Below are 23265 nucleotides of genomic sequence, written 5' to 3'. Positions count from 1 at the left end.
AAAGCCGAATGGCACGTGAGGACTCTATGTAGACCTGGCTGTGGTAGCCGTGGTCTTTGACGGGCACATCGACTTGACGGCGCAACCGAGCGAGGTCTTATGCACACCCATTTCACTCCTGCCGACATCATTCGTCTTGAACGTGATGTCAGAGCGCTTCGGCGCGAAAACCCCAGCTTGGCTCACATGCGGGCCTTTGACCTGATTGCACAGCGCGAAGGCTGGCCAAACTGGGCACTGTTGAAGAAGAACTCGATTCCACCGGGGCCATCTGAGTGCTTGAAGCTGGTCGTCGAGCCATTCGAGCCAGGTGACCGTGGCGTCTTCTTCGTCAAGCTGGTCATCGAATCTCCAAAGCTGCTGGCGCAGATGAAACAGTCCGATCTCAGCTTCGAGCTTCCGGCGCCGCCACCTCGGTGGGTCATCCGACAGTTCTTGAAGCGGTCTGACCCTTATCTAGACCGTGCACCGCTGGCGCCGCGCGGGCGATTCGTTAATGGCAAGTTCCTATGCATCGTGTCGGCCAACGGTGTCGCGCCAGCAGACGTGGAGCTTGAGGTAGCGGCCCAACTTCAACTGGTTTCGGCTCAGATCCGAGAAGCCGCCATTGACGCGCTTGAGGCGCTTTGGCACTCGTCTACACCTGGTCTGGTGAGGCTGTTTTTCAGTCGCCCTGGAAATGGCATCCGCGAGATCGACGAGCGCGCGTATAGCTCGCTGGCAGCTGCGCGCCAAGCGCAGCTGCCGGTTGAGTACGAACCTATCGGCATCCCCACGAAGGATGGCTGGTGGACCTACCAAGCACCATTTGGCTGGCAGCCGCCCGCTAAATAGGGCCGCGGCGAACAGACGCTGTCGCGCCCGCACCAGCGTCTACCCCTTAATAAACCTGACTATGAGCAAGGGGCGATATTTCTGCTGGTCGTGGCTGATGGTGCCAGCGGATGTCAGGCAAAGATCGCGTTCAACATCCTGGCCAAGCGCTTACCGGCCTTGGCAATTTGGGACTGAATCGTTGACACGCCGACGGCGTCGTACTCGTCGGTGACCTCGAAGCCTAGGTGCTTTTGCCTGCAGGCAAACCCCTCGAACCGGTAGGCAGTGTGCGTCGCGAGCTGAAAGGATTCAGCCGCCCATGTCTCCGGCGCATCGGTGTCGGTCACTGGCAGCGGTCCATAGGCCTTTGACCAGGCATTTGCGGCAGCCTTCTCGGCCTGACCACGCGCGGCAATCTTGACGAGGTTGGTGTCCCAATAAGTGTGCAGCTTGCAGGCCGTCGGCGAGCGGCTGCCAAATTCTGCGCAGGTGCGGTTCAACACCACAACTCCGTTGGCGCCGTGGTCGTCGTTGTCTGCGGCGTGAAGTGGTTGGTGGATGTCGCCGACCAGGTGCACCAGCACGCTCAATGCCTTGAGCGCATCTGCCCGCGAGCCCGACTTCAACGCGTCGCGTGCCCATTCAATCCGATCGGTGACACAGTTGCCGTCCTTGCACGTGGGCTCGCCTCGTCCGCACACCTTTGTGGTCACGAAATGCCACCGTTGCATGGACCTCCCTTCAGGCGTGCCGCGGACTTCATCCATCCAGTTGGCGACGGCCGTTAGCGAGTCGGCCCCCATGATCCGGTGCACAGCGATGCGCGCCTTGGGCGAGAGTTCCGCGTCGGCCACGAGGCCAACCAACCGATGGCCTTGGCTGCCCCAAGCCCATGTGGTACCGCTAAAGGCAATGCCGGCGCACACGGCGAATATTCGGAGGAAATGTAGGGGCGAAGTCATTGTTGGCATGGCTAGTCTTGTGCGCGGCGAAGGCGCGACATCGGGAATCTCAAACTGCCGCCAAGCTCAATTCGACAAGTTCGATAAGTGGGGCACAGGTCTGCTGCGAACGTAATTCGCGCGGAAAGACCTGAGGTCCGCGTTTAGCCTCAGCAGGATTGATCTGGGCTTGGCGTCGTCAATGTGTCCACGAAGGCCGGAGGGCCATGGACACTTGACCTTGCCCTAAGTGATTGATCCGCCTAGGACAGATGTGTCGCAAATTTGTCAACAGGCTAATCCGTCTATGGCCCGTGATTGTTCGTCAAAGCGGTGGCCGAGTTTCGGCGTGGGTCTTCATGGCGGCCAGGCCGGCTTCGATCATGCCGGCGACGGCGGGCGCCAGCGCATGGGGCAGAAGGTCGGCGATCCAGACGACACGGCAGCGCGAGTCGCCCTCTTCAAAGATCTGGGTCGAGGCGTTGTGGTGGGTCAGCCGTTCGCTGAGGGCCGACCAGGCGATGCGGCGCGCCGGGTCGTCGATGTCGATGATGAGCTCGCGCGCCGTCATGCCGTTGGCAAAGCGGAGCTGGCGCGCCTCCTCGCCGTCCATGGTGCATTCGGTGATGAAGCCGGGCGCCAGCCGGGTGTGCAGGGCGCCGGCGTCGCGCATGGCGTCCCAGAGGGCGGCAGCGGGGGTGTCGACGAGGATTTCGCGGTGAATCGAGGCCATGGCCATCTCCTGTGGTGATGGCCCATGATGGCTGCGCCGACGACCCGGTACCGGCCGGAACCGGACATCTCCAACAGTCGCGTCTGCGTCAGGGGCTGCGTCAGTAGTCCAGCCATTCCATGGGGGCAACGAGGGCGCCGCCACGGATGCGCTCCAGCGTCCCCGTCAGGACGTCGATGTTGTTGTCGAAGCTGCCATGGCTGGCGTCGATCTGGTCGCCGGCCTTGGTCGTGCGGACCTTGGGTGTCGCCACGCGGTTGAGCAGGGCACCGGCGGGCCAGAGCTTGAGCCAGGCCGTGATGTCGGCATTCGGCGGTCCGGCCCATTGGTCTTCGCTCCAGGCCGGGTCGGCCGCACACAAGGCCCTCTCCATGCCGAGCAGGGGCTGCTTGCGCACATCGTCCAGGGCCCGCGAGACGAGATAGAGCAGGGACTTGCCGTAGATGTCTCGTTCGGCGCTGGGCAGGCCGTCGGCGCGCTCGTTGGCGTCGGTCAGCACATGCAGGCGCAGCGTCTTCAGCGACAGCACGCCGGCCTGCTCCGCGGCGCCGTAGTGCTGCACGGCAAAACCGCTGGAACAGGCGGCGGCATAGAGCTCGCAGCTCGCGGCCTGCACGGGATTGGCGCCACCCAGGCGGCCCAGCAGATGGCCGATCAGGATGGAGCCGGCCGAATGGCCGACGAGATGGATCTCCAGCGTCTTGCCGCTCTTGGCCAGGGCGTCGCGCAACTCGCGCAGCATGCGGGCGGCGAGATCCAGCACATGGTCGGCCGTCGCGCCGCCTTCGGCGTTCTCGCGCATCTCGCTCCAGATGCCGCGGGCGAACTGGCGGCCGACGGCCTCGATGGCGCGGTCCTTGGCCTCGGCGGCGACCTCGCGCAGCCGGTCCAGCATGCCGGTGCTGACGTCGGCCGAGTCGACGATGCGGTGCTTCAAGTCTTCCAGCATGTCCTTCAGCGTCTCGCCCGGGCCTGTCTTCCATGTGAAGAACAGCGGGTAGATGCCGTTGGCGAGGAAATAGGGCGCCAGCACGCGGATGCGCTGGACGGAGCCGACCTCGCTGTTCAGCCCGCCGTGGGCATAGATCGCCAGCTTGACGGTCTTGTCCTTGCTGGCCTTGAACCAGGCCGAGGGGCGCTCGACGACGATCTCGCGCGCCAGGCCCTCGCGGTCGTCGCGGGCGCGGGTGAAGTCGGTGGACATCAGCTGGCCGTCGTTGCCCGAGACCAGGGTGTGGGTGTAGGCCTCGTCGGTGCGCAGCGGCTGGTAGGGCAGGTGGGCGAAGACATGGTTGACGGGCCAGGGGTCGTCACGCGGGTTGTCCTCGACGCGCAGCGTGGCGCCGACATCGCCGAGGCCGCGGCCGGCCATGGCGCGGAAACCGCCCGCGGCCGCGCGGCCGGCCTTGCCGCCTTTGCTCGCCTTGCCGGCCGGCGGCTGGCTGGGCTTGATGTCGGAGAGGTCCTGCGGCACGCCCAGGGCCACGGCCCAGGCGTCGGTGCCATTGGTGATCCAGTCCTCGTAGCTGAGGACGGCGAAGCCGCTGGCGCCCCAGTCCGTGCCCCAGCTGTTCTGCACGACGAAGCCGCGCTCGTTGAAGCCCACCAGCGCAAAGGCATGGGCGCCGCTCTTCTGCGCCACGCGCTGGATGCGTGGCAGCTGGTCATGGCGAGTCGGAGCGGCCGCCGCGTCCAGGGTCCAGCCGTCGTGCACATCGGCCGACACATAGATGGCGCCGATCTCGTAGATGGCGGCCTGCATGTCGACGATGCTCTTCTTGTCGACGCGGTAATAGACGCCCAGCGGCCGCGTCGTCGCATCTTCGTCCCAGCCGGCGCCGGGGCGCTCGAAGACGCCGTTGCCGTCCTTGTCGATGGGATAGGGCCAGAGCCCCGCGGCGCACACGCCGTGCTTGTGCCAGCCCTTCAGGGCGCCGCGGCAGGACGAGCCCTCATAGTCCTGGCCGGGCCATTCGTCGTAGAGGCGGGCCAGCTCGTAGAACATGCGCGGGCTCACCAGCTCGGGCAGGCGTGAGCGCGGCGTGTCGAGGTGGCGCAGCCAGTAGAGATAGTTGGTCACGCAGGCCAGGCCGAAGCCGGTGCAGGCGCCCTCGTTGCCCTGGTTGAGGATGCGGCCGGCCTTCACATAGGCGGGCAGCAGGCGCTTGAGGTCGCTGTCCTGCGGCCAGCGGCCCGGCAGGGAACGCAGTGGCGAGCGGTAGACCAGATCGCGCAGGTCCAGGCGGTCGGGGCGGGCGTCGAGCTTGGGGGTGGGGGCGGTATTGGCGGCAGCCTTCTTGGTCTTGGTGGCCATGGCGGTCTCCTTGAGAGGAGGGCGATGATGGCTGCGGGTCATCTCGGCCACAAGCCCACGTGCGAGACTGATCCCCATGTTTAAGGTCTGCATCGTCGGCCTGGGGGCCATAGGCGGCTGGATGGCTGCGCATCTGCAGCGCGTCGACGGCCTGAGCGTCTGCGCCCTGGCCCGGGGCGAGACGCTGGCCGCCGTGCGCGAGCGGGGCCTGCGGCTGGACAGCGGCGAGGACAGCTGGCGCGAGCCGCTGCGCGTCAGCGATGCTCCCGCGGAGCTCGGCGTGCAGGATCTTGTCATCCTCGCCGTCAAGGGCCCGGCCATTGCCGGCGTGGCGGCCCAGGTCGCCCAGCTCTGCGGGCCGGACACGCGCGTGCTGACAGCGCTGAACGGCCTGCCTTGGTGGTTCACCGCCGGCCTCGCGGTGCCGGGGCTGACGCTGACATGCGTGGACCCCGATGGCCGCATCGCGGCGTTGATTCCGCCGGAGCGCGTCATCGGCTGCGTCGTCCACGCGAGCTGCTTCGCGCAAGCGCCTGGCCATATCCGCCATGTGATGGGCAAGGGCTTGCTGATCGGAGAGGCCGCGGGCGGGGCGAGCCCGGCCGTCGATGCGCTGGCAATCCTGCTTGGCAACGCCGGTTTCGAAGCCAAGGCCGCGGAGAGCATCCAGCGCGACGTCTGGTACAAGCTCTGGGGCAATATGACGACCAACCCGGTCTCGGCGCTGACCCGCGCGACGACCGACCGCATCCTCGCCGACGAGCTCGTGCGCGATTTCACGACGGCCATCATGGCGGAGGCCGCCGAGGTCGGCGAGCGCATGGGCTGCCCGATCGCGCAGACGCCTCAGGACCGCCACGCCATCACGCGTTCACTCGGGGCCTTCAAGACCTCGATGCTGCAGGACATCGAGGCCGGCCGGGCCATCGAAGTCGACGCCCTGCTCGAGGCGCCACGCGAGCTGGCGCAGCAACTGGGCGTGGCGACGCCGATGCTGGATGCGCTGCTGGGCTTGACGAGGTTGATGGACAGCTGCCGCGCTAAGGCTTGATGCGCGCCCAGCGCTCGTGGTCGCACCAGCGGCCGGCGATCTTCAGGTACTTCGGCGAATAGCCTTCAAGCTGGAAGCCGCAGCGCTTCGCGAGGGCGATGGACGCGGCATTGCCCGGCTGGATATTGGCCTCGACGCGGTGCAGGCCCAGCTCTTTGAAGGCATGCCGCACGACGGCGTTCAGCCCCTGCGTCATCAAGCCTCGGCCCTCGAAGCCGGCGAAGGCGTAGTAGCCGAGATAGCCGTTGCGGAACGCGCCCATGACGATGTTGGTCAGGTTGATGGCGCCGGCCAACTCACCCTCCGCTTCAACGACAAAGCCGTGATGGGCGACGCCGTCGAAGCGGGCGAGGTAGCGCGCAAACGCTTGCGCATCGCCGGGTGGCTGCACCCAGGGGCGATGCAGCTTGCGGCTGGCCTGAGTGGCGGCGATGAAGGCCGCTTCGTCAGCGGCCATGACTGGGCGGATCACCGGCCGAGAGGCGCGATGCCCAGCCAGGCCGCGTGCGCCCAGAAGGCGAAGAAGGCCCACAGCGCGAAGCCGGCGACGAGGGTGGCCAAGCTGCCCGCCACCGTGCCGGGCGGTGCGGCCGGTGCGGGGCGGCGGCGCGCCGCGCGGAAGACGAGGATGGACCAGACCAGAAAGCTGCCGAACAGCATCACGTCGGCCAGGGTGTTGTTGGCGATCAGATGGGCGAAGGCCCAGGTCTTGACCGACAGCGTCATCGGATGCTGCAGCTTGGCCTTGAAGTGGTTGCGCGGCACATAGGCCGCGGCCATCAGGATCATCGCGATCAGCATCAACGCCGCCGCGGCGTGGTTGATGCCGGGGATGTGGGGCCACAGCACGACAGGTCGCAGCCGTGCCTGCGAGAAGCCCCACAGGATGAGGCCGAAGCCGATCAGCGACACGATGGTGTAGCGGATCTTCCAGCCCTTCTCGCCCATGCGGGCCATCTGGCCGTTGCGCCAGTTCGGCGCCAGCGCGCGCGTCAGGTGGATGCCGAGGAAGAGGGCGAGGCCGAGGGCAAGCCAGGTCATCTGAGTTCTCCTTGTCAGTTGTTCGTTCCACGGTCCATAGCGGGCCGAGCGCCGGGCCGCTCCCTAGCCGGCCTGCACTGGCGATGTGCATGCGGCTCGATGCCGCATGCATCGCCGTCCCCGCCACGGTAAGCCTTGGACGAGGGGCTTCATTGCTAGGTCTGTCTGTCGACGCGCAGCGCCAGCACCACCGAGCTGTTGGTGCGCAGCACGCCGTCGATCTCGCCGATCTCGTCGAGCAGGGCGTCGAGCCGGGCCGTAGTGTCGGCGCGCAGCAGCGCCATGTAATCGAACTCACCACTGACGCTGGCGAGCTGGCGCAGCTCGGGCAGTTCTGATAAGCGCTTGACGACCTCGCGCCCGGCCTTGGGGCTGACGGTGATGCCGACGAAGGCCTGCACGCTGCGGCCCGCCTCGTCGCCGCCCAGCCGGGCCGTGTAGCCGACGATGCGGCCGCTGGCCTCCAGCCTTGCCAGCCGCGCGACAACGGTGGTGCGCGCCACGCCCAGCTTGCGCGCCAGCGTGGCCGTGCTCTCGCGCGCATTGGCCTGCAGCAGCAGGATCAAGCGGCGGTCGAGGTCATCGACCGATGCGCTCGGGTTTACCCTTGATTCATCCATATCGACGAATCATCGCGACGAATCGTCGAAACATCAATCTGTTTCGTCGAAGTAGTGCTTTCTTTCGTCATCGACCCTGCCTAGAGTGCCGGCCAACGACAACACACCTCCACGGAGCACCCCATGAAGATCGCCCTGCTTGGCGCCGGACACATCGGCCAGACCATCGCCCGCCTGCTGCACGCCACCGGCGATTACCAGGTCACCGTGCTGGACAAGAACCCCGGCTATCTGAAGGTGCTGGCGTCTGAGGGCATCGCCACGGCCGAGGTCGACAGCGACAACCGCGCCGCCCTGGCCGCCCAGCTGCGCGGCAAGGACGCCGTCGTCAACGCGCTGCCCTACCACCTGGCCATCACCGCCGCCGAACTGGCCCTGGAATGCGGCTGCCACTACTTCGACCTGACCGAGGACGTGGCCGCCACCAAGGCCATCATGAAGATGGCCCAAGGCGCCAAGACCGCCTTCATGCCCCAGTGCGGCCTGGCACCGGGCTTCATCGGCATCGTGGCCCACCACCTGGCCAGCGGCTTCGACTCGGTGCGCGACGTGCAGATGCGCGTCGGCGCCCTGCCGGCCTTCCCGACCAATGCGCTGAAGTACAACCTGACCTGGTCGGTCGACGGCCTCATCAACGAGTACTGCCACCCCTGCGAAGCCGTCCACGAAGGCGAGACCATCTCGGCCCTGCCGCTGGAAGGCTTGGAGCACTTCAGCCTGGACGGCACCGAGTACGAGGCCTTCAACACCTCCGGCGGTCTGGGCACGCTGTGCGAAACCTGGGCGGGCAAGGTGCGCAACCTCGACTACAAGACGGTGCGCTACCCCGGTCACCGCGACCTGATGCAGTTCCTGCTGGGCGACCTGGGCCTGAAGGGTGACCAGAACCTGCTGAAAGACATCATGCGCAAGAGCATGCCCGCCACGATGCAGGACGTGGTGCTGGTGTTCGTGACCGTGTCCGGCCAGAAGAACGGCGTGCTGCTGCAGGAAGTCTTCGCCCGCAAGATCTTCGCCACGCGTGACGGCGCCCAGCCGCTCTCCGCCATCCAGATCACGACCGCCGCCGGCATCTGCGCCGCCGTCGACCTGTTCCGCGAAGGCAAGCTGCCGCAGAAGGGTTTCATTCGCCAGGAAGAGGTCAAGCTGCCCGACTTCCTTGCGAACCGCTTCGGTTCCGCCTATCAACAAAGCCGTCAAGTCGAGTCCATTTCCTGAGCGCGGGACAATGTTCGTCATGAAGCAACAGACTCTTTCCCTCCTCGACGCCCTGGGCGTCCATCTGCCGGGTTCCGGTGACCTGACCGTGCGTTCGCCCATTGACGGCGGCGTGCTGGCCCAGATCCCGGCCGCGAGCCGCGGCGACATGCACGCCGCCATCGGCCGCGCCCATGAAGCCTTCAAGGCCTGGCGCGTCGTGCCGGCACCCAAGCGCGGTGAACTGGTGCGCCTGTTCGGCGAAGAGCTGCGCGCCCACAAGGCCCAGCTGGCCCAGCTGGTCTCCATCGAAGCCGGCAAGGTGACGAGCGAAGGCCTGGGCGAAGTCCAGGAAATGATCGACATCTGCGAGTTCGCCGTCGGTCTGTCGCGCCAGCTGCATGGCCTGACCATCGCCAGCGAGCGCCCCGGCCATCGCATGATGGAGCAGTGGCTGCCGCTGGGCGTCGTCGGCATCATCTCGGCCTTCAACTTCCCCGTAGCCGTCTGGGCCTGGAACTCGGCCCTGGCCCTGGTCGCCGGCGACACCTGTGTGTGGAAGCCGTCCGAAAAGACGCCGCTGACCGCGCTGGCCACGCAGGCCTTGTTCGAGCGCGCGCTGAAGGCCTATCGCGCCGCGGGCAACACCGCGCCTGACGGCCTGTCTGAGCTGATCATCGGCCGCGCCGACGTCGGCGAGGCCCTGGTCGACGATGTCCGTGTGGCGCTCGTCTCGGCCACCGGCTCCACCCGCATGGGCCGTGCCGTCGGCCCGCGCGTTGCGGCGCGCTTCGGCCGCTCGCTGCTGGAGCTGGGTGGCAACAACGCCATCATCGTGACGCCCAGCGCCGACCTGGAACTGGCCGTGCGCGGCATCCTGTTCGGCGCCTACGGCACGGCCGGCCAACGCTGCACGACGACGCGCCGCGTCATCGCCCACGAGAGCATCCACGATGCCCTCGTCGAGCGCCTGGACCGTGCCCGCGCCCAGCTGCCCATCGGTTCGCCATTGGAGCAGGGCACCTTGATCGGTCCGCTGATCGACGCCCAGGCTTTCGATGCGATGCAGTTCGCCCTGACCGCCGCGCGCGAGCAGGGTGGTCAGGTGAGCGGTGGCGAGCGTGCCCTGGCCGACCGTTTCCCCGAGGCCTACTACGCCGTGCCGGCCCTGGTGCGCATGCCTTCGCAAACCGAAGTGGTGTGCCACGAGACCTTCGCTCCCATCCTGTACACGCTGAAGTACAAGACGCTGGAAGAGGCCATCGAGTTGCAGAACGGCGTGCCGCAGGGCCTGTCGAGCGCCATCTTCACGACCGACATCCGCGAGGCCGAGCGCTTCATGAGCGCCTCGGGCAGCGACTGCGGCATTGCCAACGTCAACATCGGCACGTCCGGGGCGGAGATCGGCGGCGCCTTCGGTGGTGAGAAGGAAACCGGCGGTGGCCGCGAGAGCGGCTCGGATGCGTGGAAGGCCTATATGCGCCGCACCACCAACACCGTCAACTATTCGAGTGAGTTGCCGCTTGCTCAGGGAGTGAAGTTCGACATCTGATCGACTTCATCGGGGAGGGCTGAGAACTAGGCTATAGTCCGGCCTCCCTGAAAGCCCAGGTGGCGGAATTGGTAGACGCACTAGTTTCAGGTACTAGCGGGTAACTCCGTGGAGGTTCGAGTCCTCTCCTGGGCACCAAACAAGAAAGGCCAGCACGAAAGTGCTGGCCTTTTGCGTTTGGGGCGCAGGAAGCGATGTCCAGCGGACATCGCGTGAGGACTCGAAGGGTTCGCAGCTGTGCTGCGAACCGGGGTCGCGGAACGTGACCGAGTCCCCGCTAAGGTGCCCTCGATGGGCGCCTTAGCGCGTGGTGGCGGAAACCGAGCCTTCCCCGGTGGCGCCAAACCACCTCTCCTCAAACTCGGCGGCAGGGATCCCTTTCCCAAACCACCACCCCTGCCCCCAATCGCATCCCATGTCCCGCAGCGCCACCATCTGCGCCTCGGTCTCCACCCCCTCCGCCACCACCTCCATCCCCAGCTCATGCGCCATCGTCACGATGGCCCGGCACAGGGCCAGCGCCTTGCCGCCCTGCTCCAGCCCGGCCACGAAGCTGCGGTCGATCTTCACCGTGTCGATCTCGTGGTGCTGCAGATAGCTCAGCGACGAATACCCCGTCCCGAAGTCGTCCAGGGAAATCGACAGCCCGGCCTCGCGCAGCGCGCGCAACCTCTCCGCCACCGCCTCGTCCCTTTCCAGCAACAGCCCCTCGGTGATCTCCACCGCCAGCGCGTCTCCCGCCAGCCCCAGGCCGCGCAGATGCATGACCCAATCGGGCTGCACGCGATGGCTGCGCTCGCCGAGGAACTGCACCGGCGACTTGTTGATACTGATCTGGAAAGCCTCATGCCCCGCAGCCCGCCAGGCCTGGACCTGGGCGGCGGCCTCGCGGAAGACCCAGTCGCCGATGTCGACGATGAAACCGCTGGTCTCGGCGATCGGGATGAACTGGGCCGGGCTGACGTCGCCCAGCGTCGGATGCCTCCAGCGCAGCAGGGCCTCAGCCTTGCGGGGCGGCGCCGCGGGATCGCGCAGCGACAGGATGGGCTGGTAGACCAGGCTGAACTGCGCCAGCCGCAGCGCTTCGCGCAGCTCCGCGGCCAGGCGGACACGGCGCTGCGCTGCCTCGTGAAGGGCCGGCGTGAACAGGCTCAGGCGGTTGCGGCCGGCCCCCTTGGCCTCGTAGAGCGCGAGATCCGCATGCTTGAACAGGGCCTCGATCTCGACGCCATCGCGCGGCGCCAGGCTGACACCGATGCTGGCCGACACATAGACGCGCTCGCCGGCCACCTCGAAGGCCTCCGACAGGGCTTCCAGCAGATCGTGGCCGACGCGCTCGGCCTCGGGGCCAGCCTGGGCCGTCGCGAGCAGCACGGTGAATTCATCGCCGCCCATGCGCGCGACCACGCCGCCCACCGGCATATGGTCCTGCAGCCGTCCGGCCACCTGCACGAGCAGTGCGTCGCCGACATCGTGGCCGAGGGAGTCATTCACCTCCTTGAAGTGATCGAGGTCGACGAACATGACAGCGAGTTCGTCGCCGCGCATGCTGCGCAGGGCCAGGGCGCGCTCGATGCGCTCGCGCAGCGAGCGGCGGTTGGGCAGGCCGGTCAGGGTGTCGACACGGGCCTGCTGCCAGACCAGGGCTTCCTGGCGCTTGCGGTCGGTGATGTCGGTGTGCGTGCCCACCATGCGCAGCGGCTTGCCCGCCGCGTCGCGTGCGATGACCATGCCGCGGCTCAAGATCCACTTCCAGCTGCCGTCCTTGGCGAGCACGCGGTGCTCGTTGCGGTAGAGCGGCGTGCGGCCCGAGAAATGATCCTCGCGGTCCTTGTCCATCTGTGCGAGGTCGTCGGGATGGGTGCGGGCGTCGAAGGCCTCGGGCGTCGCGTCGACATCGCCGGGCTCGAAGCCATACAGGCGCAGATAGCGCTCCGAGAAGTACTCGGTGCCGGCCTGCACATGCCAGTCCCAGACGCCGTCGCCGCTGCATTCCAGGGCCAGCTTCCAGATCTCGTCGGACTCGCGCAGCCGGTTTTCGATGGCACGCCGCGCGCTGATGTCGGTATGCGTGCCCAGCCACAGCGGCGAGTCCGGCAGGCGCTGGGCCTGGGCCAGCACCCAGTTCGGGCCGACGCGGTATTCCATGTCGAAGCGGCCGCTGGCCTGCGCCGCGGCCCAGCGTTCGGTGAAGGCGGCACGGTCGTCCTCGTGCAGCCACTGGGTCAGGGGCGTCGGCAGCGCGGGGCGGTTCAGTGCCTCGGCCAGGCGCGCGTTCATCCACAGCAAGCGGCCCTGGGCATCGGCCTTCCACACCTGTTGGGGCAGGGCGTCGAGCAAAGAGGAAAAATGCACGTGGGCTGACATCGGCGATGGATACGGGACTCTGCTGGACTGTATGCCTCTCGCAATGCGCCACAATCGCGCCCGCCCGAGTCGTTCGGGCGCGTTTTTGGACGAGACCCCCCGCATGAACAAGACCGATCTGATCGAACACCTGGCCGCCAAGCACGAGCTGAGCAAGGCCGAAGCTGGCCGCGTCCTCGAGACCCTGCTGGACGCCATCGTCACCACCGTCAAAAAGGGTGGTGCCGTGTCGATCCCGGGCTTCGGCTCCTTCAAGCAGCACGCACGTGCCGCCCGCAACGGCGTGAACCCCAGCACTGGCGCGAAGATCAAGATCGCCGCCGCCAAGCTGCCCAAGTTCGCTCCGGGCGCTGGCTTCAAGGCCGCCGTCGATCCCAAGGCCGCTGCCAAGAAGGCTGCTGCCAAGCCCGCCGCCAAGCCGGCCGCCAAGGCCAAGAAGAAGTAATTCTTCGCTATCGTGAGCTCACGCGGCGGTAGCCCCACCATCGTCGACGTCGCCCGCGAAGCGGGCGTGTCGATCAAGACCGTCTCGCGTGTGCTCAACCATGAGCCCGGTGTGCATGAAAGCACCCGGGATCAGGTGCTCAAGGTGGTGGAGGCCCTGCGCTACCGGCCCAAGCAGTCGGCGCGCAGCCTCGCAGGCGGACGGTCCTTCCTGATCGGCCTGCTCTATTACGACCCCAGTGCGATCTTCGTCGGCAGCGTGCAGCAAGGCGCCACGCTGCGATGCCGCGAGCTGGGTTATCACCTCGTGGTCGAGTCACTTCACAACGACGCACCGGATCTGCGCCAGCAGATCGACCGCATGGTGCTGGCATTGCGGCCCGATGGCATGATCCTGACGCCGCCGCTGTGTGACAACCCCGAGGTGCTTGCCGCCCTGCGCGAGAGCGGTACGCCCTGCGTGCTGATGTCGCCCGAGCGCGACCTGCGCGGCGTGCCCTCGGTGCGCATGGACGATGTGCATGCGGCCGAGGAGATCACCAATCTGCTGCTCAGCCTGGGCCACCAGCGCATCGCCTTCATCAAGGGCCCGCCCGACCAGTCGGCCAGCGGCCTGCGCTACCAGGGCTTCGTCAATGCGCTGCGCGCCCATGGCCTGGAGCCCGACCCCGAGCTGATCCAGCCCGGCGCGTTCACCTTCGAGAGCGGCCGCGACGCCGCCCACCAGTTGCTGAGCCGCCGCCAGCGCCCGACCGCCGTGTTCGCCAGCAATGACGACATGGCCCTGGGCGTGCTCGCCGCGGCCCAGCGCCTGGGCCTGGCCGTGCCGAACGAACTGTCGGTGGCCGGCTTCGACGATTCGCCGACCGCCGCCCTGGTCTGGCCGCCGCTGACCACCGTGCGCCAGCCCGTTGCCGAAATGGCGCGCACGGCCGTCGAGATGCTGGTGTCCGTCCAGCGGCCTGACATGGCTTCCGCCAGTGACGAAGCCGATCTGCACAAGGTGCTGCCGCACGAGCTCGTCGTGCGCGACTCCACGCGCGCCCGCTAAGCGCGCGCCAACCCAGCTGCGTTGAACGGCGCCGCCATCGAGCGGCCGTCATCGCTATCAGCGCGTATTGACAGCGTTGTCATCCGTCGGGCAAGATGAGCGATGACAAGGGCGCTGCGCCCGCCGTCAACCACCCCACGGCTCGCGGCGGGCCCAACTCAAACAACACAGGAGACACCATCAAACGCCGCCACGCGCGGACCTCCTGCGTCCGCTGCGCTGAACCGTCTCCCCTCCGTCGCCGCCGGCCCCCCGCCCCGACCTGCCCCAGCCATGAGCCTTCCCAACCTCGACCGCATCGACCCCGCCGCCCTCGCTCAATCCTTCCCGCCCGGCTTTCTCTGGGGCGTGGCCACCAGCGCCGCGCAGATCGAAGGTGCCGCCTTCGAGGACGGCAAGGGCGCCTCCATCTGGGACCATTTCTGCCGCCAGCCCGGCCGCATCAAGGATGCGTCCAATATCGATGTGGCCTGCGACCACTACCACCGCTTCCGCGACGACGTCGCCTTGATGAAGGGCCTGGGCCTGGACTGCTACCGCTTCAGCTTCAGCTGGCCGCGCGTGCAGCCGCTGGGGCAGGGCGCCTGGAACGGAGCCGGCTTCGCCTTCTATGACCGCCTCATCGATGCCCTGCTCGAGGCCGGCATCCAGCCCCATGCCACCCTCTACCACTGGGACCTGCCCCAGGCCCTGGACGAGAGCATCGGCGGCTGGCTGTCGCGCGACGTCGTGGCCCGCTTCGCCGACTACGCCGCCGAGGTCGGGCGCCGCTTCGGCGACCGGCTGGCCAGCATCGCCACCCACAACGAGCCCTGGTGCACCGCGACCCTGGGCTACGAGACGGCCCAGTTCGCGCCCGGCCATACCAGCCGTGCCGAGAGCCTGCAGGTGGCCCATCACCTGATGCTGTCCCATGGCGAGGCGATCAGGGCCATGCGCGCCGTGACCCGGACCAAGCTGGGCATCGTCCTCAACCACACGCCGTCCTTCCCGGCCACGCCCAATGAGGCCGATCGGCGCGCCGCCCGCATCGACGACGGGCTGAACGTGCGCTGGTATATGGACCCCATCTTCCGCGGCGCCTATCCGGCCGACGCGCTGGAGTACGTCGGCGCCGACGCGCCGCAGATCGAGGCCGGCGACCTGGACCGCATTCACCAGCCGCTGGATTTCCTGGGCATCAATTTCTACACGCGCAGCCTGTTCGGCGCCGACGGCAAGACCGTCCCCGGCCCGGGCAAGCGTGGCTTCACCGACATGGGCTGGGAGATCGTGCCCGAGGTCTTCGCCCAGCATCTGGTGCGCCTGGCCCGCGAATACAACCCGCCGCCGATGTTCATCACCGAGAACGGCATGGCCAACGCCGACCGCATCGTCGACGGGCCCAAGCCTCATGTGCCCGACGTGGAGCGTATTGCCTATCTGTCCGCCCATCTGCAGGCCCTGTCCACGGCCATGAGTCTGGGCGCCGATGTGCGCGGCTATTTCTATTGGAGCCTGCTCGATAACTTCGAGTGGAACTCCGGCTACGACAAGCGCTTCGGCCTGGTCCACGTCGACTACGAGAGCCAGCAGCGCCTGCTCAAGGACAGCGCCCACTGGTATCGGGACTTCATCGCGCGCCATCACGCCCGGCGCTGAAAAGTTCCCTGTCGTGCGGCCCGCCAGGTCCGCCAGATAGGCATTCCTCCGCGTTTGCACCGACAAAGCGGCGGGAAATCGGTCACGTTCAGGCGCTAAGCTCCGACTTGCGCCTCGTCCGGGATTTTTCCCGGGCAGCAGCAGGCGCAATCGGCCGATTTGACGTATAGCAGGAGACCGGCTCGAGGACTCTGGCGTTTCCGCCGGAGCTTGGGCCGGGTCGAGGGTGCCCGCCGCACGGGTTTTGAGCGAATGCAGGATAGAACAAGCGATCCGCTGATCGATGTCAGCCAGTTGACCGTCGGGATGTTCATTCATCTGGATCTCGGCTGGATGTCGCATCCCTTCCCGCTGTCGAGCTTCAAGATCGCCTCCAGCGATCAACTGCTGATCCTGCGCCGCCTCGGCCTGACCCAGGTGCGCTGGAGTCCTGCCAAGAGCGACCTGTCCCTGCAGTCACCCGAAGGCGAAGCCGTCGCCGATGCCGCAGCGGCGCCGGCCGACGCCTCCACGCCGGCCCAGCCCAGCCCCGAGGATCTGGCCCGGGAGGCCCACCGCCGCGCGCTGGCCGCCCAGCGGGAAGCCCTGCGCCTGTGCGAGGAGCAGTACGGCGAGGCTGCCGACGGCTTCCGTGTCGTCATGGACCAGGTCCAGTCCGACCCCCACGCTGCCCGCGCCCAGGCCGAAGCCCTGACCGCCGCCCTGCTCGACAAGATGCTGGTCGAGGGTGATCTGAACATGCGGCTGCTCAACGAGGCCGCCGGAGACCGCAGCACCGCCCACGCGCTGAATGTCTGCATCATCGCCCTGCTGCTCGGCCGCGCCTTCGGCCTGGGCCGCGACGAAATGATGGATCTCGGCGTCGGCTCCCTGCTGCACGACGTCGGCAAGCTCGAGGTCGCTGCGCGCCTGCGCCACCGCGACGAGAGCTTCACGGCGGCCGAGACCCAGGCCTACCAGCAGCACGTCGTCAAGGGCGTGGCCATCGCCCAGACCATGGGCCTGGCGCCCGGCCCCCTGCTCATCGTCGCCCAGCACCATGAGCATGCCGATGGCAGCGGTTTCCCGCAGAAGATCAACATGGACCGCATGAGCACCGGTGCCCGCATCGTGGCGCTGGTGAATCGCTTCGACGGCTTGTGCAACCCGCTGATCACGTCCAAGGCGATGACGCCCCACGAAGCCCTGTCGCTGATGTTTGCCCAGGGCCGCAACCGTTTCGACGCGACCATGCTGAACGCCTTCATCCGCATGATGGGCGTCTATCCGCCGGGCTCCACCGTGCAGCTGACCGACGACCGCTATGCCCTGGTCGTGTCCGTGAACTCGGCACGCCCGCTCAAGCCGCGCGTCATGGTCCACGACACCAAGGTGCCCAAGGAAGAGGCGCTGATCCTCAACCTCGAAGAGATGCCCGACCTGGGCATCCGCCGCAGCCTCAAGCCTCAGTTCCTGCCCCGCGCCTCCCTCGACTATCTGAGCCCGCGAGCCCGCATCGCCTACTTCTTCGACGCCGCGAGTACGGGACCAGGGGAGTTGGCCGCGTGAACGCCGGCCGCGAGGCGAACTCAGCCTTGCCCCGCGTCCCGGAGGCGCCGTCCGTGATCGGCGCACTGCTGGAAGGCCTGCCCGAACCAGCCTGGCTGGTGGACGGCGAAAGCCTGACGGTCAGTGCCGTCAACCGAGCTGCGCTGCGCCTGCTCGGGCTCAAGCCCGAGCGCGCCCTCGGCCAGCCACCGGCGGCCCTGTGCGGTTCGCTGGAGGATGAGGCCTTCTGGCAGGGGGCTTCCCGCGACCCCTTTGCCCGCATCCGCTCCGACACCGTGCTGACCCACAGCGACGGCCAGCCGCGCTGGGTCAGCCGCTCCATCAGCCCCGTCCACACGCCCGAGGGCGGCCACTACTGGCTGGTGTTGCTGCACGACCAGACCCGTCGCCGCCGCGCCGAGGCCGAGCGCGAGACCCTGCTGGCCGAACTGCGCGCCACGCTGGAATCCACCGCCGATGGCATCCTCGTCGTCGACCTGGGCGGCCGCGTGCGCAGCTTCAACCGCCGCTTCGCCAAGCTCTGGGGCCTGCCCGGCGGCCTGCTGCACGAGCCCGGCGATGCCGGCCTGTGGCTGAGCCTGCAGCGCGTCATGCGCGATGGCGAGCAGTACCGGCTGCGCATCGAAGCCCTGCTGGATGCGCCGCTGATGCGCTCCAGCGACATGCTGCGCCTGGCCGACGGCCGCGTGCTCGAGCAGGTCTCGCTGCCGCAGATGAGCCGCGGCGAACCCATCGGGCGGGTTTTTTCATTCCGCGACCTCAGCGAGAAGCTGGCCGCCCACCAGCGCATCGAGGAGCTGGGCCGCTCCGATGCGTTGACCGGTGCGCCCAACCGCCGCGCCCTGGCCGACCGCATCGTGCAGCAGATGGCCGCCGTCAACACCGGCGAGCCGCCGCCGGCCTTCGCCCTGCTGCACCTCGACCTGGACCGCTTCAAGCAGATCAATGACACGCTGGGCCACAGCTATGGCGACCGCGTGCTGCGCGAGGTCGTCGAGCGCCTGCGCGGCGCCGTCGGCGCCAACGACACCCTGGCCCGGCTGGGCGGCGACGAGTTCGCCCTGCTCGTCGACGGCGCCCAGATGTTCGAGGCGGAAGCCGCCGCCCGCCATGTTCAGGAGTTGCTGGCCCAGCCTTTCAGCTTCGATACGCTGAGCTTCACCGTCACGGCCAGTTGCGGCATCGCCCTGCACCCCGGCGACGGCGGCACGCCCGACGAACTGATGGCCAGCGCCGAGCGCGCCATGCACTGGGTCAAGGAGAGCGGTCGTGCGGGTTTTCGCTTCCATGTGCCGCGCAAGGAAGTCGACCTGCTGTCGCGCATGCGCCTGGACCACGACATGCGCCAGGCCCTGGCCGAGGGGCGCTTCCGCCTGCACTACCAGCCGCAAGTCGAGTTGGGTAGCGACCGCGTCATCGGCGCCGAGGCCCTGATCCGCTGGCGCGACCCGCAGCGCGGCGACATCTCGCCGGCTGAATTCATTCCCCTGGCCGAGGAAAGCGGCTTTGTCGTCGCCATCGGCGAATGGGTGTTGCGCGAGGCCGTCGGCCAGGCCGCCTACTGGTTGAGCCGTGGCCTGCGCATGCCGGTGGCGGTCAACGTGTCGGCCCTGCAGTTCCAGCAAGCCCATTTCGTCGAGACCGTGGCCGAGGTGCTGCGCGAGGCCATGCTGCCGGCCAGCCTGCTCGAACTGGAATTGACCGAGGGCGTGCTGCTGGGCGATGCCGAGGAAGCCCTCAAGCGCATGCGCGCGCTGGCCGGCCTGGGCGTCACCCTGTCCATCGACGACTTCGGCACCGGCTATTCGTCGCTGGGCTATCTGAAGCGCTTCCCCATCCAGCGCCTGAAGATCGACCGCAGCTTCGTGCAGGGCCTGCCCAACGACGCCAGCGACGTCGGCATTGCGAACGCCATCGTGCAGATGGGCCGGGCCCTTGGGTTGCAGGTCATCGCCGAGGGTGTCGAGACCGAGGCCCAGCGCGACTTCCTGGCCCAGGCCGGCTGCCACGAGTTCCAGGGCTATCTGTTTGCCAAGCCCTTGCGGCCCGACGAATTCGAGCAGCGCGTGCGGCCGCGCCGGCACGTCGTCGACTCGCCGGTCTCCGGCTGGCTGGGCCTGGCCAGCTGATCGCACACGGCGCGCACAATGGCGCCATGCTCTACCGCTTCAAATCCAAGGCTGGTGCCGACGTCATCATGATGGCCGAGTCGGCCGATGCCGTGCTGCGCCTGATGGGGCGTGAACCCGCTCCACAAGGCATCTTCGAACTGGCGGCCCTGCCAGGCCTGATCCAGGCGCTGGAGGCCGGCGTGGCGGCCGACGAGGCGCAATTCCAGCGCGCCGTCGACGAGGCCAAGGCCGCCGGCCAGGCGGTGCCGCGCCGCCAGGGCGTGTCGCTGCGCCAGCGCGCCTGGCCTCTGCATGAGCTGATGCAGCGCAGCCTGAAAGAGAAGACCGACGTCGTCTGGGGCGTCTAGTGCTGGAACAAGCCACCCGAGTCGTCCTGATCCGCCATGGCGAGACCGCGTGGAATCGCGCCACCCGCATCCAGGGCCATACCGACATCCCCCTGAGCAGCCTGGGTCTGGCGCAGGCTGAGCGCCTGGCCGAGGCCCTGGCCGACGAAGCCCTGGCCGCCATCTATTCCAGTGATCTCAGCCGTGCCCGCCAGACCGCCGAGGCCCTGGGCCGCGCCCAAGGTCTGGCCATCCACCTCGACGCCGGCCTGCGCGAGCGCGCTTTCGGCCGCTTTGAGGGCATGAGCTGGGAGGAGATTGACCAGGGTTATCCCGAGGATGCGGCCCGTTGGCGCAAGCGCGAGCCCGATTTCCCGGTGGGGGGCGGTGAGAGCCTGAACGTCTTCAGCGCGCGCTGCCTGGCGGCGGCCCGCCGCGCCGCCGCCGCGCATCCAGGGCAGAGCATCGCGCTGGTCGCCCATGGCGGCGTGCTCGACTGCCTCTACCGGGCCGCCACCCAGGTGGCCCTGGACGCGCCGCGCAGCTGGCAACTCGGCAACGCCACCATCAACCGGCTGCTGGCGACACCCGAGGGTTTCACCCTGGTCGGATGGAACGACGATCGCCATCTGGCCGGGCTGAGCGCCGACGACATCGCGGCTTGAGGACGGGCGCCGCGCTTTTCAAGCTCCCTAGCCACACTGTTGCATCCACGCGTCGCTGGGGTCGGGCGTGGCAAAAGCCGCTCCTATACTGGCCGCCACTTGTCCTTCTAGGCAGGGCTGCAAGGCCCCGTCCAACCTCTCTGTAAAGGCAAACGATGAAGAAAATTGCACTCGTCGCCGCTCTGGCCGCCACCGCTGCCGCTCCGGCTTTCGCACAAAGCGTGACCCTGTGGGGCCGCATCAACACCTCCGTCGAAAGCCAGAAGTTCGGCACGCAAGACCGCAAGATCGTTGTGCAAAACAACTCCTCGCGTCTGGGTTTCAAGGGTAGCGAAGACCTCGGCGGCGGCCTGAAGGCTTCCTTCTCGCTGGAACACGGCCTCAACAGCGACACCGGCGCTGCCACCGGTGGCACCACCTTCTGGAACCGCGCTTCGTGGGTCCAGCTCGAAGGCAGCTTCGGCGGCGTGCGCCTCGGCAAGTGGTTCCCGGGCTCCTACTTCGCCACGGCCGACTACGTGTCCATGCACAACCATGACACGGGCACCTCGTCCGACGCGCTGTACGCGACGCAGTTCTACACGAACAACAAGGTCTCCTACTTCACGCCGACCGTGGCTGGCTTCTCCGCCGAACTGTCGGTGGCCGCTGGTGAAAACACCACGACCCGTGCCGAAGACATCGCCGTGAACTACGACGTGGGCCCCTTCCACGCTGGTCTCGGCTACGAAAAGAAGGGTGACTTCACCCAGGTCGCCGTCCGCGGCCTGTACGAAATCGGCCCCGTGGTCATCGGTGGCTACATCCAGCGTGCCGAGAACAGCTTCGGCGCTGCCGGCAAGAAGGACTGGAACGTCTGGCGTCTGTCCGGCATGTACGTGATGGGTCAGTCGGAGTTCCACCTGAACTTCGGTAAGGCCGACCAGATCATCGCCGACGACGGTGCCAAGCAGCTGACGGTTGGCTACAACTACAACCTGAGCAAGCGCACCAAGATCTACGGTTTCTGGACCAAGGTCGACAACCAGACCAAGGGCACGTACTTCACCGGTGCCGCTGGTCAGGACTTCAGCTCGCTGGCTGCTGGTATCCGCCACAACTTCTGATCCTTCGGGACCAGAACAAAGAAAGCGCCCCTCGGGGCGCTTTTTTTATGGGTATTTCATAGCGGACCGCTGCTTACTCGCCGAACAGGTCGGGTGAGTTCCTGCTGCCGGGCGGCGTCAGGCCCAGATGCCGATAGGCCGCCAGCGTCGCGACGCGGCCGCGCGGCGTGCGCTGCAGGAATCCCTGCTGGATCAGATAGGGCTCGATGACGTCCTCGATGGTGCCGGCCTCCTCGCCGATGGCGGCGGCGACGTTCTCCAGGCCGACCGGGCCGCCGTCGAAGCGGTGCACGACGGCCTCCAACAGCTTGCGATCCATCAGGTCGAAGCCTTGGGGATCGACGTCCAGCATGGCCAGGGCCTTGTCGGCAATGCCGGCGACGATGCGGCCGTCGGCCTTGACCTCGGCGTAGTCGCGCACGCGGCGCAGCAGGCGGTTGGCGATGCGGGGCGTGCCGCGCGAGCGCCGGGCGATCTCCAGTGCGCCGTCGGCGTCTATGGGTGCGCCCAGCAAGCCAGCCGAACGCGTCACGATGCGCTGCAGTTCGGCGGGTGTGTAGAACTCCAGCCGCGCGACGATGCCGAAGCGGTCGCGCAGCGGGTTGGTCAGCATGCCGGCGCGCGTTGTGGCACCCACCAGCGTGAAGGGCTGCAGGTCCAGTTTGATCGAGCGTGCCGCGGGGCCTTCGCCGATCATGATGTCGATCTGGTAGTCCTCCAGCGCCGGGTAAAGGATTTCCTCGACGACCGGGCTGAGGCGATGGATCTCGTCGATGAAGAGGACGTCGTTCTTCTCGAGATTGGTCAGGATGGCGGCCAGGTCCTTGGGCTTTTCCAGCACCGGACCGGAGGTCTGGCGCAGGTTGACGCCCAGTTCGGCCGCGATGATGTGCGAGAGCGTCGTCTTGCCCAGGCCCGGCGGGCCGAACAGCAGCACATGGTCCAGGGCCTCGCGACGCTTGCGGGCGGCGCCGATGAAGATCTCCAGTTGCTCCCTGGCCTTGGCCTGGCCGACATATTCATCGAGATGCTTGGGCCGCAGCGCGCGTTCCATCGCCTCTTCGCGACTGGATTCGGGCGCGGCGCTGACGATGCGGGGCGCCGGCGCGAAGTCGTCAGTCTGGATGCTCATGTCAGCTTCTTCAATGCCAGCTTGATGCCCTCACTGACGCCGACGTCGGGCGGCAGAACCTTCAGCGCGGCGGCGGCATCCTTTTCGCTGTAACCCAGTGCCACGAGGGCCTGCAGGATGTCGCCCTGGGCGTCGTTGGCGACGGCTGCCGGCAGGGCGAGGTCGGCACCCAGCTTGCCTTTCAACTCCAGCAGCAGGCGCTCGGCCGTCTTCTTGCCGATGCCCGGCACCTTGGTCAGCCGGCCGATCTCCTGTTGGGACACGGCTTGCGCCAGCTCCGCGACGGACAGGCCCGACAGCAGGCCGAGGGCCATCTTGGGCCCGATGCCGCTGATCTTGATCAGCATGCGGAAGGTGGCGCGCTCCTCGTGGGTGAGGAAGCCGAACAGCTGGTGCGCGTCTTCCCGCACGGTCAGATGGGTGAGCAGCACCGCTCGTTCACCCAGGCCGCCGAGGTTGAAGAAGGTGCTCATCGGCACATCCACCTCGTAGCCGACGCCGGCCACATCAATCACTACCTGTGGAGGCGATTTTTCGGCGATGACGCCGCTGAGTCTTCCAATCATGGGCCCATTATCCGGGCCGAGC

At 67.4% G+C, this 23265-nt stretch carries 21 protein-coding genes and 1 tRNA gene; 13 read left to right on the top strand and 9 right to left on the bottom strand.

The features are described from left to right. The first annotated feature begins 99 nt into the window (after positions 1-99). Positions 100-834, top strand: coding sequence for a P-loop NTPase family protein (locus J2X20_RS28920; RefSeq protein ID WP_310273149.1), 735 nt, complete (start codon positions 100-102; stop codon positions 832-834). A gap of 113 nt (positions 835-947) precedes the next feature. Here J2X20_RS28920 and J2X20_RS28915 read toward each other — a convergent pair whose 3' ends face one another. The 3 genes from J2X20_RS28915 to J2X20_RS28905 all read right to left on the bottom strand — a co-directional run bounded on the left by J2X20_RS28915 (position 948) and on the right by J2X20_RS28905 (position 4804). Further along, complete coding sequence (locus tag J2X20_RS28915) at positions 948-1778, bottom strand: S1/P1 nuclease (protein ID WP_310273201.1); 831 nt, start codon at positions 1776-1778, stop codon at positions 948-950. A 304-nt stretch (positions 1779-2082) separates the two neighbouring features. After that, on the bottom strand, positions 2083-2490 hold the full coding sequence (locus tag J2X20_RS28910; protein ID WP_310273147.1) for an SRPBCC family protein: 408 nt from the start codon (positions 2488-2490) through the stop codon (positions 2083-2085). Positions 2491-2590: 100 nt separating this feature from the next. Continuing rightward, positions 2591-4804, bottom strand: coding sequence for a C1 family peptidase (locus J2X20_RS28905; protein ID WP_310273145.1), 2214 nt, complete (start codon positions 4802-4804; stop codon positions 2591-2593). A gap of 76 nt (positions 4805-4880) precedes the next feature. On the opposite strand from J2X20_RS28905, the gene J2X20_RS28900 reads away from it, so the two are divergent. Beyond that, positions 4881-5855: a 2-dehydropantoate 2-reductase gene (locus J2X20_RS28900; RefSeq protein WP_310273143.1), complete on the top strand. Its 975-nt coding sequence runs from the start codon at positions 4881-4883 to the stop codon at positions 5853-5855. On the opposite strand, the gene J2X20_RS28895 is transcribed toward J2X20_RS28900, so the two are convergent. The 3 genes from J2X20_RS28895 to J2X20_RS28885 form a co-directional block, all read right to left on the bottom strand. Then, the gene (locus J2X20_RS28895; RefSeq protein ID WP_310273141.1) at positions 5845-6312 is read right to left on the bottom strand and encodes a GNAT family N-acetyltransferase; all 468 of its coding nucleotides are present in this window, start codon (positions 6310-6312) and stop codon (positions 5845-5847) included. The genes J2X20_RS28900 and J2X20_RS28895 overlap by 11 nt on opposite strands. Before the next feature lie 11 nt (positions 6313-6323). Beyond that, complete coding sequence (locus tag J2X20_RS28890) at positions 6324-6896, bottom strand: NnrU family protein (RefSeq protein ID WP_310273139.1); 573 nt, start codon at positions 6894-6896, stop codon at positions 6324-6326. Between the two features lie 155 nt (positions 6897-7051). Then, positions 7052-7516, bottom strand: a complete 465-nt coding sequence (locus J2X20_RS28885; protein WP_310273137.1) for an Lrp/AsnC family transcriptional regulator — start codon at positions 7514-7516, stop codon at positions 7052-7054. Positions 7517-7639: 123 nt separating this feature from the next. Between J2X20_RS28885 and J2X20_RS28880 the strand changes: the two genes are divergently transcribed. From J2X20_RS28880 to J2X20_RS28870, 3 genes are all read left to right on the top strand, one after another. Beyond that, positions 7640-8734, top strand: coding sequence for a saccharopine dehydrogenase family protein (locus J2X20_RS28880; RefSeq protein WP_310273133.1), 1095 nt, complete (start codon positions 7640-7642; stop codon positions 8732-8734). Positions 8735-8753: 19 nt separating this feature from the next. Continuing rightward, positions 8754-10265 (top strand): L-piperidine-6-carboxylate dehydrogenase, encoded by a 1512-nt coding sequence (gene amaB / locus J2X20_RS28875; RefSeq protein ID WP_310273131.1) that lies wholly within the window; start codon positions 8754-8756, stop codon positions 10263-10265. Between the two features lie 53 nt (positions 10266-10318). Further along, a tRNA-Leu gene (locus tag J2X20_RS28870) sits at positions 10319-10403 on the top strand. Between the two features lie 162 nt (positions 10404-10565). Here J2X20_RS28870 and J2X20_RS28865 read toward each other — a convergent pair. Further along, positions 10566-12620, bottom strand: coding sequence for a putative bifunctional diguanylate cyclase/phosphodiesterase (locus tag J2X20_RS28865; RefSeq protein WP_310273128.1), 2055 nt, complete (start codon positions 12618-12620; stop codon positions 10566-10568). Positions 12621-12735: 115 nt separating this feature from the next. Here J2X20_RS28865 and J2X20_RS28860 point away from each other — a divergent pair, with 115 nt between their 5' ends. From J2X20_RS28860 to J2X20_RS28825, 8 genes are all read left to right on the top strand, one after another. After that, on the top strand, positions 12736-13077 hold the full coding sequence (locus J2X20_RS28860; protein WP_293503166.1) for an HU family DNA-binding protein: 342 nt from the start codon (positions 12736-12738) through the stop codon (positions 13075-13077). A 12-nt stretch (positions 13078-13089) separates the two neighbouring features. Then, positions 13090-14127: a LacI family DNA-binding transcriptional regulator gene (locus tag J2X20_RS28855; RefSeq protein WP_310273125.1), complete on the top strand. Its 1038-nt coding sequence runs from the start codon at positions 13090-13092 to the stop codon at positions 14125-14127. A gap of 273 nt (positions 14128-14400) precedes the next feature. After that, the gene (locus tag J2X20_RS28850) at positions 14401-15768 is read left to right on the top strand and encodes a GH1 family beta-glucosidase (protein WP_310273123.1); all 1368 of its coding nucleotides are present in this window, start codon (positions 14401-14403) and stop codon (positions 15766-15768) included. Positions 15769-16020: 252 nt separating this feature from the next. Next, on the top strand, positions 16021-17316 hold the full coding sequence (locus tag J2X20_RS28845) for an HD-GYP domain-containing protein (protein ID WP_310273121.1): 1296 nt from the start codon (positions 16021-16023) through the stop codon (positions 17314-17316). A gap of 53 nt (positions 17317-17369) precedes the next feature. Then, positions 17370-19445 carry a putative bifunctional diguanylate cyclase/phosphodiesterase gene (locus J2X20_RS28840; protein ID WP_310273118.1) on the top strand — a complete coding sequence of 692 codons (2076 nt, stop codon included), beginning with the start codon at positions 17370-17372 and terminating at the stop codon, positions 19443-19445. A 26-nt stretch (positions 19446-19471) separates the two neighbouring features. Continuing rightward, positions 19472-19795, top strand: coding sequence for a DUF1840 domain-containing protein (locus J2X20_RS28835; RefSeq protein WP_310273117.1), 324 nt, complete (start codon positions 19472-19474; stop codon positions 19793-19795). A gap of 2 nt (positions 19796-19797) precedes the next feature. Continuing rightward, the gene (locus J2X20_RS28830; protein WP_310273199.1) at positions 19798-20439 is read left to right on the top strand and encodes a histidine phosphatase family protein; all 642 of its coding nucleotides are present in this window, start codon (positions 19798-19800) and stop codon (positions 20437-20439) included. Between the two features lie 155 nt (positions 20440-20594). Then, the gene (locus J2X20_RS28825) at positions 20595-21545 is read left to right on the top strand and encodes a porin (protein ID WP_310273116.1); all 951 of its coding nucleotides are present in this window, start codon (positions 20595-20597) and stop codon (positions 21543-21545) included. Between the two features lie 73 nt (positions 21546-21618). Here J2X20_RS28825 and ruvB read toward each other — a convergent pair whose 3' ends face one another. Then, positions 21619-22677 carry a Holliday junction branch migration DNA helicase RuvB gene (ruvB, locus tag J2X20_RS28820; protein WP_310273114.1) on the bottom strand — a complete coding sequence of 353 codons (1059 nt, stop codon included), beginning with the start codon at positions 22675-22677 and terminating at the stop codon, positions 21619-21621. Then, positions 22674-23243, bottom strand: a complete 570-nt coding sequence (ruvA, locus tag J2X20_RS28815) for a Holliday junction branch migration protein RuvA (RefSeq protein WP_310273112.1) — start codon at positions 23241-23243, stop codon at positions 22674-22676. Before ruvA ends, ruvB begins: the two co-directional genes overlap by 4 nt. Between the last annotated feature and the right edge of the window lie 22 nt (positions 23244-23265).

The organism is Roseateles saccharophilus (genome assembly GCF_031458095.1).
Lineage (GTDB): Bacteria > Pseudomonadota > Gammaproteobacteria > Burkholderiales > Burkholderiaceae_C > Pelomonas > Pelomonas saccharophila_A.
This window is presented reverse-complemented; position numbering and strand designations above follow the sequence as displayed.

Coding starts and splice junctions, on each gene's coding strand:
- J2X20_RS28835 (WP_310273117.1), top strand. CDS start 19,472: ATGCTCTACCGCTTCAAATCCAAGGCTGGTGCCGACGTCATCATGATG.
- J2X20_RS28900 (WP_310273143.1), top strand. CDS start 4,881: ATGTTTAAGGTCTGCATCGTCGGCCTGGGGGCCATAGGCGGCTGGATG.
- amaB (WP_310273131.1), top strand. CDS start 8,754: ATGAAGCAACAGACTCTTTCCCTCCTCGACGCCCTGGGCGTCCATCTG.
- J2X20_RS28880 (WP_310273133.1), top strand. CDS start 7,640: ATGAAGATCGCCCTGCTTGGCGCCGGACACATCGGCCAGACCATCGCC.
- J2X20_RS28860 (WP_293503166.1), top strand. CDS start 12,736: ATGAACAAGACCGATCTGATCGAACACCTGGCCGCCAAGCACGAGCTG.
- J2X20_RS28910 (WP_310273147.1), bottom strand. CDS start 2,490: ATGGCCTCGATTCACCGCGAAATCCTCGTCGACACCCCCGCTGCCGCC.
- ruvA (WP_310273112.1), bottom strand. CDS start 23,243: ATGATTGGAAGACTCAGCGGCGTCATCGCCGAAAAATCGCCTCCACAG.
- J2X20_RS28895 (WP_310273141.1), bottom strand. CDS start 6,312: ATGGCCGCTGACGAAGCGGCCTTCATCGCCGCCACTCAGGCCAGCCGC.
- J2X20_RS28890 (WP_310273139.1), bottom strand. CDS start 6,896: ATGACCTGGCTTGCCCTCGGCCTCGCCCTCTTCCTCGGCATCCACCTG.
- J2X20_RS28885 (WP_310273137.1), bottom strand. CDS start 7,516: ATGGATGAATCAAGGGTAAACCCGAGCGCATCGGTCGATGACCTCGAC.
- J2X20_RS28915 (WP_310273201.1), bottom strand. CDS start 1,778: ATGACTTCGCCCCTACATTTCCTCCGAATATTCGCCGTGTGCGCCGGC.
- ruvB (WP_310273114.1), bottom strand. CDS start 22,677: ATGAGCATCCAGACTGACGACTTCGCGCCGGCGCCCCGCATCGTCAGC.
- J2X20_RS28850 (WP_310273123.1), top strand. CDS start 14,401: ATGAGCCTTCCCAACCTCGACCGCATCGACCCCGCCGCCCTCGCTCAA.
- J2X20_RS28845 (WP_310273121.1), top strand. CDS start 16,021: ATGCAGGATAGAACAAGCGATCCGCTGATCGATGTCAGCCAGTTGACC.
- J2X20_RS28920 (WP_310273149.1), top strand. CDS start 100: ATGCACACCCATTTCACTCCTGCCGACATCATTCGTCTTGAACGTGAT.
- J2X20_RS28905 (WP_310273145.1), bottom strand. CDS start 4,804: ATGGCCACCAAGACCAAGAAGGCTGCCGCCAATACCGCCCCCACCCCC.
- J2X20_RS28825 (WP_310273116.1), top strand. CDS start 20,595: ATGAAGAAAATTGCACTCGTCGCCGCTCTGGCCGCCACCGCTGCCGCT.